Genomic DNA, 12,717 nt, shown 5'->3' with positions numbered 1-12,717 from the left:
GGGGGGGTGCCGCCCTGGTGGATATTGGAGATACAGGTCCGGTCGGCCTCGACGGTGGTCGCCACCCGCGGGGAGTACACCGCGTAGCAGGAGAGGCTCTCCGACTGGCCGAGCCCCGGGCGCTCGCCAACCAGCAGGATCACCACCTTCGCGCCGAGGATCTCGCCGATCTGATCTTCAATCTTGACGCGGCCATAGCGCACGAAGAACGGCGTCCCGACCTTCAGACCCGCCTGTTTCAGGCCGGCAAGCAGCGGCGGCAGGATCTCTTCGTAGTTGGCGGTGATGGCATCCGTCGACAGGCCATCGGACACCACCACCTGCACATCCGGATCCATCACGCACTGCGCCTTCAGCGCATCAATCGCTTCCGGACTGAGGCGACGGCCCATATCCGGACGCGTGAGGTAGAGGTTCTTATCGCTAATCTCGGAACGCACTTCCAGCAGCCCCTGCGCTTTCACCCACGCTTCCGGCACCTCTTTGAGCACCGTGTCTTTCGAGCGCGAGTGATCGGCCAGGAAGCGCAGCAGCGCCTGAGTGCGCGGACGCGGGCCGGCGCGGCCGGTGCAAACGCGCGCCGCGGTACTGCGTTTCAGTTCAGTCAGTACTTCGGCGCGGTGCGGATGTTGTACGCCAATCCAGGCTTTCGCTTCCGCTGAGCCCAGGTCCAGCGCGCAGCTTTCCACCACCGCTTCGCTGGCGCAGGCGGCATGGCAGGCCGGCGTCGACGCTGCGGGGGCCTGCGGCTGCGACTGTGGTTGTCCCATTGACGCCATTACGCTGCGTACAATGTCTTCAATCTGTTTTTGATCCATGATGTGTCATCCCCGCGTCATCAGAAGAACAGTGACGGATCGCCCGCCCGTTTGGTCAGGCGACCATTTGCCATAATGCCCATCGTTTCCAGCCAGCGTTCAAACTCCGGCGACGGCCGCAGGCCCAGCAGCTGGCGCACGGTCGCGGTATCGTGGAAGGCGGTGGTCTGGTAGTTGAGCATGATGTCGTCGCCGAGCGGCATGCCCATGATGTAGTTGCAGCCTGCGGTCGCCAGCAGGATCATCAGGTTTTCGTTGAGGTTCTGGTCGGCATCGGCATGGTTGGTATAGCAGCAGTCGCAGCCCATTGAGATGCCGCTCAGCTTGCCCATAAAGTGGTCTTCCAGGCCGGCGCGAATGATTTGCCGGTCGTTATAGAGATACTCCGGCCCGATAAAGCCCACCACGGTGTTGACGAGGAACGGATCGTAGTGCCGCGCCAGGCCATAGTTACGCGCTTCCATGGTCACCTGGTCGGCGCCGAAGTTAGCGCCCGCGGAAAGCGCCGAGCCCTGCCCGGTTTCAAAGTAAAGACAGTTCTCCCCGGCGATGCGGTTAAACTCCGCCCCCACCGCCCGCGCTTCATCGAGCATCGCCAACTCGACGCCGAACTCTTTAAGCCCTTTTTCACTGCCGCAGATGCTCTGGAAGATAAGCCCCCCCGGCGCGCCGCGGCGGATGGCTTCAATCTGGGTGGTGACGTGCGCCAGCACGCAGCCCTGGGTCGGGATGTTAAACTTGTCGATCACCCCGTACACCGTATCCAGCACCCGGCTCAGGTTCTCCACGTCGTCAGTGACCGGGTTGACGCCAATCACCGCGTCGCCCGCGCCGAAGGAGAGCCCTTCATAGATTTGCGCGGCAATACTCTGCACATCGTCGCGGGTATCGTTCGGCTGCAGGCGGCAGCTAAAGGTCCCCGGCAGACCGATGGTGGTATTGGCTTTTTTGATCACCGGCATTTTTTTACCGCCGTAGATCAGATCGGCGTTGGAGCAGATTTTGGCCACCGCAGCCACCACCTCGGAGGTCAGCCCTTTGCGGACAAAAGCGATATCGTCGCTGGTGACCTCGTCGTTGAGCACGTATTCCCGCAGGTCGCTGATGGTCCAGTGTTTAATCCGCTGATAGGCGGTTTCGTTCACGTCATCCTGGATCAGGCGCGTAACGCAGTCCTCCTCATACGGGATCACCGGGTTATTACGGATATCGGCCACCGTCATATCGGAGAGCACCTGCTTGGCGGCCACGCGCTGCTGCGAACTCTCCGCCGCTACCCCCGCCAGCACATCCCCCGAACGCAGTTCGTTGGCTTTCGCCAGCACCTCTTTTACATCCTTAAACTGATAAACATTGCCGAACAATGTGGTCTTTAGTTTCATAAGTCGTTCCCTCAGGAAGGAAATGCGAGTGATTTCACCGTCACCGGCACAACCGATCCGCCAAAAAGAGGCGTACCAATGTCGATATAGTCTCCCGCCCGGATGCTCACCTCATCGATGACCGCCAGCGGAAGGTGTGGAAGCTGTGGCCGCAGCAGCATGCCCAGCGCTTTGCCAAAATCCTGCTCGGCCACCAGCAGCAGCGGACGGGGATTGGGAAAGCGGGCGACAAACGCCAGCAGGGCGTCAATTACGGTCAGTAAGGTGGCGTAGCGCACCGGAAGTGAAGCGGGAAGCGCCAGCACGTAAGCGTCCGCCTCGGGGGCCAGATCGAGCTGCGTCAGCGCCTGGAGCCAGGCGTTCGGCAGATCGGCGGCATCCTGCGGGATAGCCACCGGCAGATTGCGCAGCGGCAATGGAACCCCCTCCAGCCAGATGGTGCTCCCGGACAGGGACAGCGTATGCGCCCCGGCGCCAATCACCGTGGCGCGCACGGTTTGCGCCGGGAACTGCACGTTCATCTCACGCAGGCGCGGATGCTCATGCAGGGCCGTGGCCAGCAGCGGCCCGATATCGGAAAAACAGAAAGGATCGGCGGGCTGATGGCGGTAGCACTCCCCCACTCCGCCGGAAAGGGTAATCACCTCCGGCTGAACACCCGCAGGCAGTACTTCGGTTTGCATCAGCCCCTGCGCCAGCGGTGAGAGGGTGCCGTCGATCACCTCGACGATCAGCGCCGCCATCCGGCTCGCCACCTGCGCCAGCTGCCCGGCGGTCAGCGCCAGGACGTTAGTGCCGGCGCCAAACAGCGCATCGACAATCCGCTGCCCCGGCGGGTGCGCGTGGACCACGCGCCCCTGAGCGTCGGTTTCCAGCAGGCGGCCGCCGACGTTGAGGCAGGCGGTGGCGCTGACGTTTCCGGCGTCAAACAGGGCATAGTTCGAGGTACCGCCGCCAATATCGATATTAAGCACCCGGCACATCCGCTGCCGGGACAGGGTCTGCGCCCCGGCGCCGTGTCCGGCAATGACCGACTCCAGATGCGGCCCGGCGCTGGCGACGACAAAATCGCCCAGCGACTGCGAGAGCGCCATCACCGCCGGGCGGGCATTGCGGGTTTTCGCGCTTTCGCCGGTGATGATGATCGCCCCGGAATCCACCGCTTGTGGAGCGATCCCTGCGGCCCGGTACTGAGCCAGAATCAGCGCCTCAAGCTCGGCCTCTTTCAGTTCTCCCTGCTTATCAACCGGCGTAAAGAAGACCGGGCTTTGCCAGCTAATGTCGCGTTTGATGAATTCATAACGCGGCACCTGGGAAACCGCCGCGCGGTTCACCAGCTCGAGGCGCGAGAAGATCACCTGCGTGGTGGTGGTGCCGATATCAATACCGACGCTCAACAGCTGGCGCGTGTTCACGAGTGCGCCTCCGCTTCGTTGTTGGCAGGCGCCGGTACGTTTTCATCTTTTGGCACCAGCAGCATCGCCACGCCAATCGCGGTAACGCCGCCGACCAGTTTGCCGACAATCATCGGAAAGATCATGGCGTTCATATTGGCCGCCGCAAAACCGAGATGGTCGCCGAGGGCGAACGCCGCTGACACCGAGAAGGCGCAGTTGATCACTTTCCCGCGGGTATCCATCTGCTTCATCATGCCGAACATCGGAATATTGTTCGCCAGGGTAGCGACCATGCCGCCGGCAGCCATATTGTTGATTTTTAGCAGATTACCAACGCGCATCAGCGGCTTTTCAAACCAGCGGGTCAGCAGGAGCACCATCGGATAAGCGCCGAGCAGCACGCAGGAGATAGAGCCAATGACTTCGATGGCGCGCATCACCTCGCCGGGCTGGTCGCCAGGCGCCATAAAGATCGGATCGAGTCCCGGGATCAGCTCCCAGCCGAGCAGGAACTTGATCACCGCCGCCGCCAGGCCGATGGTGATCAGCGCCACGAGGAATTTGGCGAAGATCTGGAAGCCGTTGATCATTTTTTCCGGAATAAACTTCAGCCCCAGCGCCACCAGCACGGCGACGATGATCACCGGGATCATATTCATCAGGATCAGCGCGAAGGTAAACGCTACCGGCTGGCCGTTTATCTCCACCCCGGAATACATCGCCACCAGACCGCCGGCGATACAGCCGATGGGAATGGTGACAATGCCCGCCAGCACGCCGAGCGCCAGCCAGCGGCGATCGGTTGGTTCGATAATGCCGAGCGCCACCGGAATGGAGAACACAATGGTCGGACCCATCATAGAGCCGAGGATCAGGCCTGAGTACATCCAGGCCGCCACGTCGCCGCCCGCGAGTTCTTTAGCGAGGAAGAAACCGCCCATGTCGCACGCCAGCAGCGTGCCGGCGAACATCGACGGGTTGGCGCCGAGCATCTCATACAGCGGAATAATCACCGGACCAAGCAGATGAGCCAGCACTGGCGCCAGGGCGGTCATCCCGACCATCGCCAGGCCCAGCGCGCCCATCGCCATAAACCCTTCTTCAAACTGACCGCCGGATCCCTCAATGCTTTTCCCCAGTTTGCCGAGAAAGCGCGCCGAGCCGCCGAACTGCGACAGGATCCTGTCCACGGCGGCAATCAGCATAAAGAACATCATGATGTACATGATGATTTCGTTAATTCCCATAGCCCTTACTCCCTGTCATTTATGATTTGTAGATACTGTGAATACCGGGACATTAGCCGCACTCAGGCGACTTTCCCGGGCCGCGGCGTGAACGCCTTACCCGGGCTACGGCATAGCAGACGGCTGTGATCCTGTAGCCCGGCTAAGCGCAGCACGAGCCGGGAAAGCCACAGCCACACGCCTCCGGGAAAATCGGCATTTATTGCGCCGCCGCGTACAGCTCGATAATCTGCTCCCGGCTGGCGGTGCGTGGATTGGTGCGCAAACAGATGTCCTCCTGCGCCGCTTGCGCCCAGGCGGCGTAGTGCGCGGACGTCGCGCCAGCCTCCGTCAGCCGCATCGTCAGACCGACCTCGGCGATCAGCTCGCGCACGGCGGCGATAGCCTCGCGGTCATCGGTTTTCTTGCCGGTTAACGCCCGGCCGATCTGGCTGAAGTGCGCCCGGCGCACCATGCGGTTAAACTCCATCACCGTTGGCAGCAGCATGGCGTTGGCCAGACCGTGTGGAATATGCAGCGCCGCCCCCGGCTGATGCGCCATGGCATGGCATAGCCCCAGCCCGGCGCTGGAAAACGCCATCCCCGCCATGCAGGAAGCCAGCAGCATGTTTTCCCGCGCCGCCAGATCCTGACCGCAGCCCACCGCTTTCGGCAGCGCCTCGCCGATCATGGCTATCGCCCCCATCGCCAGACTGTCGGTAAACGGCGTGGCGTGGCGGGCGCTGTAGGCCTCGACGGCGTGGGTCAGCGCATCAATCCCGGTCATTGCCGTGATATGCGGCGGGACGCCCTCGGTCAGCGCGGCGTCGAGGATCGCCACATCCGGCATCAGCGAGGCATGCGCCAGCACCTGTTTGCGTCCACTCACCGCATCGATAATCACCGTCACATTGGTGGTTTCAGACCCGGTGCCAGCGGTGGTCGGCACCGCGATCAGCGGCAGACGTGGGCGCAACTCGCTGTGCTCCGTCATCTCCCCCAGCGTCTGCTCAGGATTGGCGACCAGCAGCGCCACCGCCTTCGCCGCATCCAGTACCGATCCACCGCCAAAGGCCACCACGCCGTCGCAGCGCGCGTCCCGCAGCTGGGCGACGGCGGCGCAGACATCGGTGACGCAGGGTTCGCCGGCGGGACAGGGCCAGAGAGTCATAGCAATCCCTTTCATCGCCAGGCTACGCTCCAGCCCGGCGGTCATTCCCGCCTGATGGAGAAAACTGTCAACCATGACAAACAGATGCCTAAGGCCCCGGGACTGCGCTTGCGGACCGCAGGCCGCCAGCGCGCCGACGCCGTGCAGCGTCACCGGCGGAACGTTGAAGCTTTTCATTTGCTGAAGATTCAGCGTATCAAAGGCATGGAACAGCGCCGTCTGCAGTTCAGCTTGCATACATCCCCTCCGCTTTTTCTCTCCCGCTGTTGGCGATTGCCAGCGGGGTCATAAACAGGCTGTGCTGCGGCAAATGCACCGGTAATGCCGGGAAGCGCTGACGAAACAGCTCATGCACGCCCGGCTGCATACAGGCGCCGCCTGCCAGCCACAAATCGACAATCCCTTGTCCGGCAATATGTCGGGCGACAATTTCGGCCATCTTCTCGTACACCGGCTTAACCACCGGCCAGATCTCCCCGGCGTGGCTGCGCTTGTACTGCTCCGCCTCCTCAAGCCCGATGCCGCGATTCCCGGCCAGAGTCAGGGAGATATGGTGGCCGCCGGTTGCTTCATCCGCCGAATACGTCACCCTGCCCTGTTTAACGATGGCGATCCCGGTGGTGCCGCCGCCGATATCCACCACCCCGGCGTTATCGAGCTGCAGCAGATCGGCCACCGCGGTAGGCTCATCCAGCACATGACTGATCTCCAGCCCGGCGGACTCCAGGACATTAATCGAAATGCGCGGATCGGTGCCGGGCGGAAACGAGGTCGCCGCATGGGTGAAGCGGCAGCCCAGCTGCTGCTCGAGAGTCGCAAGATGTCGGCGCACGAGGGTGACGGCGCCAAAAAAATCCCAGACGATGCCGTCGCGCACCACGTCGGCCCAGTCAAGGCATACCGCAACCGGCTGGCCGTCACGGTCAACCACCATCGACACCACGTCGCAGGTGCCCAAATCGATGCCCAGCCACAGCGGCGCCTCGCTGGCGGCGGGCGCCTGGTTACACAGGGCAGCGGCTTTTTGTAGTCTCGGCGAAAGCCAGCGTTGTTCGTCGTGCGCCATGTTCATCCCTTATACGATTCGAAACGCATCCACCAGCACGCAGCGACGCAGACGAACGAAGGTCCGCGCGCTGGTTACCCCTTCCCCGGTTGGGGTGGTGATGGTCATGGTGGTCCAGCCCTCGCCGCCCAGCCCAAGCCCGGCGATGCACGGTCCATTTTTGACGAAGATGCTGGTGTCGATGGCGTTCGCCATCTGGTTCATGTTGTCGATGTTGCGCGAGTGCATCGCCGCGGTGTGGTGGCAGCCGCCTTCCAGTTGCACCGCCAGGGCGATGGCCTCTTCAACGTTCGCCACCCTCACCACCGGCAGCACCGGCATCATCAGTTCAGTCACCGCAAACGGATGGCTGGCGGGCGTTTCCACAAACAGCAGGCGGGTTTGCGCCGGCACCTGCAGACCAATCGCCGCGGCGATTTTGCCCGCGTCGCGACCGACCCAGTCGCGGCTGACCGTGCCTTTGCCGCGCTCGTCAATATTTTTCAGCAGCAGCGGCTGGAGCTGTTCGGCCTGCGCCGCCGTGAGTTTCACCGCCTGCTGGCCTTCCATCAGGCGCATCAGTTCGTCGGCAACGCTATCGACCACGATCAGCACCTTCTCGTCGGCGCAGATAATGTTGTTATCAAAAGAGGCGCCTTTGACGATCGCCTGCGCGGCGCGCGGTAGATCGGCAGTCTCATCCACCACCACCGGCGGATTGCCAGCCCCGGCGGCGATCAGGCGTTTGTTGGTATGTTTGCGCGCCGCCTCGACCACCGCTTCGCCGCCGGTCACCACCAGCAGGCCGATGCCAGGGTACTTAAACAGCCGCTGGGCGGTGTCGATATCCGGGTTCGCCACGGTCACCAGCAGGTTGGCCGGGCCGCCGGCGGCCACTACCGCCTGGTTAAGCAGGGTAATTGCCCTTTGCGAGACCTTTTTCGCCGCCGGATGGGGGGCGAAGACCACGCTGTTGCCGGCGGCAATCAGGCTAATGGCGTTGTTGATCACCGTCGCCGCCGGATTGGTGGACGGCGTCACCGAGGCCACCACGCCCCAGGGCGCATTTTCAATCAGCGTCAGGCCATTATCGCCGGTGAGCACCTGCGGAGTCAGACACTCCACGCCCGGCGTGCCGCGCGCCTGCGCCACGTTTTTGGCAAACTTATCTTCAACGCGTCCCATGCCGGTCTCCGTCACCGCAAGCTCCGCCAGTTCACGGGCATACTTTTCACCCGCCTCACGAATGGCCTGAATCACCTGCTGACGCATCGCCACCCGCTTTAATCCCTGCTGGGCCACCGTTGCCGCCGCGACAGCGTCATCCAGTGAGGCAAAAACGCCCATATCATGAACGGTGCCGGCAGGCTGGCTGCTGTCTTTCATTTTCAGCAGTACCGCTTTCACTACCTGTTCAATGTCCTGTTGATTCATGATTTTTCACCCTACTTATGGAAGAGCACCTGACCATCGGCCGCAGCCTCATCCACGATACCAATCACGCACAGATCGACCGGAGAGGCGCCGTGTGCGTGCGCCTGTCGCGCCGAGCTGCCGCTGACCAGCAGTACCCACTCTCCGCATCCCGCGCCGATGCTGTCGATGGCGACCGCACATTGCCCGTCGGGCTCGCCGCGGGCATTGAGCATCTCCACCATCAGCAGTTTGTCGTGGGCCAGACCTTCATGGCGTACGGTGCAGACCACATATCCGGTTACCACAGCCAGCTTCATGTCCGTCTCCGCGTGTGATGTGCAGGCCGGAAAAGCGCAACGCCATCCGGCATTCATGCCTTTTCATGGCCGGATAGCGACGCGCTGGCGTCTTATCCGGCCAGAATTTTCCGGCACCCCCTCCCCCGTTAGATGTTGCTGTCGCCCTTGAAGCTAATCGGGAAGACCTCTTCCAGATCGCCATGCGGGCGCGGGATGACATGTACAGAGACCAGCTCACCGATACGCTGAGCCGCCGCCGCCCCGGCATCCGTCGCGGCTTTGCACGCCGCGACATCGCCGCGCACCATGGCGGTCACCAGGCCCCCGCCGATCTGTTTCACTCCCACCAGCTTGACGCGGGCCGCTTTGACCATGGCGTCGGAGGCCTCAATCAGTGCAACCAGGCCCCGGGTTTCAATCATTCCTAATGCTTCCATTGTGTTTTCCTCTCATAAGGGGTCCTGAAGGGGACCATTCATTCAACCAGCGTGGACGAGTCGGGGATCCGGCTTGCGTCCGTCTGGCGCGGTACCGACGCCACCAGCGCCAGTTCGATAATTTCCTCTACGCTACAGCCTCGCGAGAGGTCGTGAAGCGGGGCGGCCAGGCCCTGGATCAGCGGCCCGATGGCGCGATATCCGCCCAGCCGCTGGGCGATTTTGTAGCCGATGTTGCCCGCCTCCAGCGACGGGAAGACCAGCACATTGGCCCGGCCCTGCAGCGGGCTGCCGGGCGCTTTGTGCGCAGCGACGTCCGGTACAAAGGCGGCGTCAAACTGCAGCTCGCCATCGACCATCAGCTGCGGCGCCCGCTGACGCACGATCTCCGTGGCCTGCTGGACGTTAGCCACACAGGGATGCCGGGCGCTGCCGTGTGTCGAGAAGGACAGCATTGCCACCCGCGGCGCTTCGCCAGCGATCGCTTGCCAGGTCTCGGCGCTGGCAATCGCGATATCCGCCAGCTGCGCCGCGGTCGGCTGCGGCACCACGCTGCAGTCGGCAAACCCCAGCGGCTGTCCGGTATACTGCGGCAGCATCAGAAACAGCGAAGAGAGCGTTTTACACCCCGGCTGCAGGCCGATAAGGCGCAGACCAGCGCGCAGCACGCTGGCGGTTGACGAGAGATTTCCGGCGATACACACCTCGGCCTGCCCGGCGCTGACCATCGCCGCGGCGAACATCAGCGGGTCGGCCAGCTTGTCGACCGCGTCAGCGGGCGCTTTATCGCCGGCGCGCGCCTGCCAGGCGGCGGCAAACGCCTCGCGCATCGCCAGGTTGCTGTGCGGATCGATGACCTGCACCCCGGTCAGCGGCAGACGTTCGCCAAGGGCGAACTGCCGCAGCGCGAAGGGGCTGGCGACGAGGATCGGATGCGCCAGGCCCTGCTGCTGCAGATAATGCGCCGCCTTCAACACGCGGACGTCCAGCGCATCCGGGAACACCACCCTGGCGGGGGCGCGCAGCGCCAGTTTGCGACACTGGTCAATGATCATCTTCACCTCCCAGCTGCTGCAGTTGGCTGAGCGCCGGCGGCGAGTCCGTCACGCCCAGGATCATCATCACGTAGACCGCGCTGGAAAGGCGGTTGAGCGCCTGTAGAATATCGGCACGCTGGACCGCAAATTGCGGCGTAATAAACACCTGCGCCGCGGTCACCTCCGCCTCGCGCACTTTGCCGCGCAGCAAATTAAGCAGCGCGACATCGCGCCCATGGCGGGCCTCCGGCACCAGGTGATCGTGACCCAGGTAACGCAGCGGCTGATGGGACAGACGATGCAGCTGCGCCTCGCTGAATCCGGCTATCGACTGCGCCGCCAGCGGTTCCTCCAGCGCATCGGCGCGCATGATGTTGCCCAGCCGCGAACGGATATCCGTCAGCCACGGCTGCCAGGGCTCCGCCAGTTCAATTTGCAGCCACACCGTCAGGGCGATGGTGCTGTCCAGCACCGCGCGGAAGGCCAGCCGCGGATCGTTTTTCGCCACCAGGGTATCGGCCGTCAGATGAGTTAAGGTGTCCGGCTTTTTGCCCACCGGCTGGTGACAAAGCTCGCAGCAGGCCTGGGGCGGATGGTCGCTGCTGGTCAGGACATGCACCGGCTGTGGCGTCTGTTCGTCATCCTCGACAAACAGGCGCCCCTGGCGGTCGAGAAATTTGACCCGCAGATGCCGACTTTCCAGCAGTTCCCTCGCCGAGGGCGTCAGGCGGGCATCGGCAGGAAGATGGATTTCACCGCCTTCGCTGAGCGTATGATTCGCTCTGAGCCACGCTTCGGTAATGAAATCGTTCATAGCGATTGCCAGTTTGCCGGCCAGGCGACGTACAGGAAGCGCACCGTCGACGGGGTACCGAATTCGATGCTGGAGCCTTTCGGGATGAACATGACGTCCCCCGCTTTGGCGACCAGCGTTTCCCCTTGATGGCGCACATGCAGCTCGCCCTCCAGCACCATATCGATTTCGTCGTAGTTCAGCGTCCACGGGAAGAAGGCGTTCTCCCACTGCATAAATCCGGCCGCCATGCTGCTGCCATCCTGGTCAGTCACCAGGTCCGTTAAGCCAACGCAGTGCGGCTGGGCGCCGTCGAAGCGGCCAAACTTCACGCTGCTGCCGTCGATCACTTTGATGCCGCCTTTGCCGGTCACGGAGTCAAATCCCGGCTGCATCGCCTCCTGCTCCAGGGACTGCTTCTCCTTCATCACCTTTTCCATCAGCTGCGCCACCAGGCTTTCGGTAAACTGGCCTTCCGGCAGCTGCGCCAGGATGGTTTCCCGGATCCGCTGGCTTTCCGTTTTGTCGCTGTCCGCCGCTGTCGCCGCCGGCGCGGCGTCATCGTCTTCGGTGATAGTGAATCCCAGCAGCTCGGCGACTTCGCGCGCTTCCGGGGTGATAATGCTGGCGCGCAGAACTACTGACATCGCCTGTTCGCCGCGCGCGTGGGCGGCACGAATATCGTTAGCGGTAATGAGTTTCTTCACCTGGCCCTTCCTCCTTTTGGCTGAGCTCACTCAAGTAATTTTCCAGCGGCGCGACGCTTTGCGGATCGCAACCGTTGAGGGCGAAAACCGGCGCCTGAAACCCCATCCCGTCCAGCAGCTGCCGCACCGCGGCGACGTTGGCATCCGGCAGATCCGTTTTGCTGATCGCCACGATAAGGTGCTTTCGGCTGCCAATATCCAGCAACCCGGGTGGCAGGCGACTTTCGGTATCATTGGCCGCATGGACATAAATCAGGGTGTCCACATCCTGCAAGGTGGTAATTAAGGCGTGATACCAGCGCGGATGGCTGAAATATTCCCCGGGTGTATCGATGTCGCCACGATCGTTAAATTCCAGCGCCTGCGTTTTTCTGGCGAGGGAATAATTCCCCTGCAGGGCATTAAATAATGTGGTTTTTCCTGCACCGACGGCGCCGACAATCGCAATACGCTTCATGGTCGCTCTCAATTAACTTTTCGTTAATTCGCACAAGGTATAATTTAATAAGCGGCCTAATCCGCCGATGGTCTGCAGAAGCGCCTCCTCCACCGCGCCGACCGAGCCGTAGATCACCAGCGCGCCGCTAAACCGGTCGAGAAAACCGATGTGCACGTCGGCGGCCTTCATCGCCAGATCGCCGGCGATCATCGCCGTTTCTCCCGGCGTCAGCGTCATAATGCCGATCGCGCCGGATTCGGGTACGCCGATCTTTTTCGCCAGCTCCGCTCCCGGGTGGGCAATCAGATGCGCCAGCGTGACCTGTTTGCCTGGTACGAATTCCTGAATAATGCGTTCTTTATCCATGACTGATTGCCCCCTGAAATCTGTCCTCATGGTGACGACATTTCAGCGCGGCAAATAACAAATTTCGGCAAGTGGGGTTAAAAGGTGAAGTGGATCACTCAGGAGAGAAAATAATATTGCGGCGGAATTAAAAAGGCAGGCTCAGCGTTTTTTCCTCACCGGCCTGCCTGGTATTGCGCGCGGA

14 protein-coding genes are annotated in these 12,717 nt (G+C 62.3%); all 14 read right to left on the bottom strand.

Annotated elements, in window-relative coordinates:
* Positions 1–818 (bottom strand): ethanolamine ammonia-lyase subunit EutC (gene eutC / locus HMPREF9538_RS03355; RefSeq protein WP_009486205.1); only part of this gene is annotated, 818 nt, incomplete at its 3' end.
* Between the two features lie 20 nt (positions 819–838).
* Positions 839–2,200, bottom strand: a complete 1,362-nt coding sequence (eutB, locus tag HMPREF9538_RS03360; RefSeq protein ID WP_004152001.1) for an ethanolamine ammonia-lyase subunit alpha — start codon at positions 2,198–2,200, stop codon at positions 839–841.
* A gap of 11 nt (positions 2,201–2,211) precedes the next feature.
* A complete protein-coding gene (gene eutA, locus HMPREF9538_RS03365) occupies positions 2,212–3,615 on the bottom strand; it encodes an ethanolamine ammonia-lyase reactivating factor EutA (RefSeq protein WP_009486204.1) in 1,404 nt (467 codons plus the stop codon).
* Positions 3,612–4,844: an ethanolamine utilization protein EutH gene (gene eutH, locus HMPREF9538_RS03370; protein WP_004180838.1), complete on the bottom strand. Its 1,233-nt coding sequence runs from the start codon at positions 4,842–4,844 to the stop codon at positions 3,612–3,614. The genes eutA and eutH overlap by 4 nt, the downstream gene beginning before the upstream one ends.
* A 199-nt stretch (positions 4,845–5,043) precedes the next feature.
* Positions 5,044–6,231 (bottom strand): ethanolamine utilization ethanol dehydrogenase EutG, encoded by a 1,188-nt coding sequence (eutG, locus tag HMPREF9538_RS03375; RefSeq protein WP_009486203.1) that lies wholly within the window; start codon positions 6,229–6,231, stop codon positions 5,044–5,046.
* A complete protein-coding gene (gene eutJ, locus HMPREF9538_RS03380) occupies positions 6,221–7,060 on the bottom strand; it encodes an ethanolamine utilization protein EutJ (protein ID WP_020317230.1) in 840 nt (279 codons plus the stop codon). The genes eutG and eutJ overlap by 11 nt, the downstream gene beginning before the upstream one ends.
* Positions 7,061–7,069: 9 nt before the next feature.
* Complete coding sequence (locus HMPREF9538_RS03385; protein ID WP_004152003.1) at positions 7,070–8,473, bottom strand: aldehyde dehydrogenase family protein; 1,404 nt, start codon at positions 8,471–8,473, stop codon at positions 7,070–7,072.
* Positions 8,474–8,484: 11 nt separating this feature from the next.
* Entirely contained in the window at positions 8,485–8,772 is a 288-nt protein-coding gene (eutN, locus tag HMPREF9538_RS03390; RefSeq protein WP_002913719.1) for an ethanolamine utilization microcompartment protein EutN, read from the bottom strand.
* A 128-nt stretch (positions 8,773–8,900) separates the two neighbouring features.
* Positions 8,901–9,191 carry an ethanolamine utilization microcompartment protein EutM gene (gene eutM / locus HMPREF9538_RS03395; protein WP_000387720.1) on the bottom strand — a complete coding sequence of 97 codons (291 nt, stop codon included), beginning with the start codon at positions 9,189–9,191 and terminating at the stop codon, positions 8,901–8,903.
* Between the two features lie 38 nt (positions 9,192–9,229).
* The gene (gene pta, locus HMPREF9538_RS03400; RefSeq protein WP_004213203.1) at positions 9,230–10,246 is read right to left on the bottom strand and encodes a phosphate acetyltransferase; all 1,017 of its coding nucleotides are present in this window, start codon (positions 10,244–10,246) and stop codon (positions 9,230–9,232) included.
* Entirely contained in the window at positions 10,236–11,042 is an 807-nt protein-coding gene (eutT, locus tag HMPREF9538_RS03405) for an ethanolamine utilization cob(I)yrinic acid a,c-diamide adenosyltransferase EutT (protein WP_004890478.1), read from the bottom strand. Before eutT ends, pta begins: the two co-directional genes overlap by 11 nt.
* Positions 11,039–11,728 carry an ethanolamine utilization acetate kinase EutQ gene (eutQ, locus tag HMPREF9538_RS03410; protein ID WP_009486201.1) on the bottom strand — a complete coding sequence of 230 codons (690 nt, stop codon included), beginning with the start codon at positions 11,726–11,728 and terminating at the stop codon, positions 11,039–11,041. The genes eutT and eutQ overlap by 4 nt, the downstream gene beginning before the upstream one ends.
* Positions 11,706–12,185: an ethanolamine utilization acetate kinase EutP gene (gene eutP, locus HMPREF9538_RS03415; protein WP_002913727.1), complete on the bottom strand. Its 480-nt coding sequence runs from the start codon at positions 12,183–12,185 to the stop codon at positions 11,706–11,708. Before eutP ends, eutQ begins: the two co-directional genes overlap by 23 nt.
* Before the next feature lie 12 nt (positions 12,186–12,197).
* Entirely contained in the window at positions 12,198–12,533 is a 336-nt protein-coding gene (gene eutS, locus HMPREF9538_RS03420; RefSeq protein ID WP_002913729.1) for an ethanolamine utilization microcompartment protein EutS, read from the bottom strand.
* Positions 12,534–12,717 lie beyond the last annotated feature (184 nt).

Source organism: Klebsiella sp. MS 92-3, assembly GCF_000195655.1.
GTDB classification, from domain to species: domain Bacteria; phylum Pseudomonadota; class Gammaproteobacteria; order Enterobacterales; family Enterobacteriaceae; genus Klebsiella; species Klebsiella pneumoniae.
Note: the sequence above shows the minus strand (reverse complement) of the source record. Positions and strands in the feature narration are given on the sequence as shown.

What these genes read in the sequence shown, in the direction of transcription:
- eutP (WP_002913727.1), bottom strand. Translation starts at nt 12,185, where the DNA reads ATGAAGCGTATTGCGATTGTCGGCGCCGTCGGTGCAGGAAAAACCACA.
- eutG (WP_009486203.1), bottom strand. Translation starts at nt 6,231, where the DNA reads ATGCAAGCTGAACTGCAGACGGCGCTGTTCCATGCCTTTGATACGCTG.
- eutT (WP_004890478.1), bottom strand. Translation starts at nt 11,042, where the DNA reads ATGAACGATTTCATTACCGAAGCGTGGCTCAGAGCGAATCATACGCTC.
- eutN (WP_002913719.1), bottom strand. Translation starts at nt 8,772, where the DNA reads ATGAAGCTGGCTGTGGTAACCGGATATGTGGTCTGCACCGTACGCCAT.
- pta (WP_004213203.1), bottom strand. Translation starts at nt 10,246, where the DNA reads ATGATCATTGACCAGTGTCGCAAACTGGCGCTGCGCGCCCCCGCCAGG.
- eutB (WP_004152001.1), bottom strand. Translation starts at nt 2,200, where the DNA reads ATGAAACTAAAGACCACATTGTTCGGCAATGTTTATCAGTTTAAGGAT.
- eutS (WP_002913729.1), bottom strand. Translation starts at nt 12,533, where the DNA reads ATGGATAAAGAACGCATTATTCAGGAATTCGTACCAGGCAAACAGGTC.
- HMPREF9538_RS03385 (WP_004152003.1), bottom strand. Translation starts at nt 8,473, where the DNA reads ATGAATCAACAGGACATTGAACAGGTAGTGAAAGCGGTACTGCTGAAA.
- eutM (WP_000387720.1), bottom strand. Translation starts at nt 9,191, where the DNA reads ATGGAAGCATTAGGAATGATTGAAACCCGGGGCCTGGTTGCACTGATT.
- eutH (WP_004180838.1), bottom strand. Translation starts at nt 4,844, where the DNA reads ATGGGAATTAACGAAATCATCATGTACATCATGATGTTCTTTATGCTG.
- eutJ (WP_020317230.1), bottom strand. Translation starts at nt 7,060, where the DNA reads ATGGCGCACGACGAACAACGCTGGCTTTCGCCGAGACTACAAAAAGCC.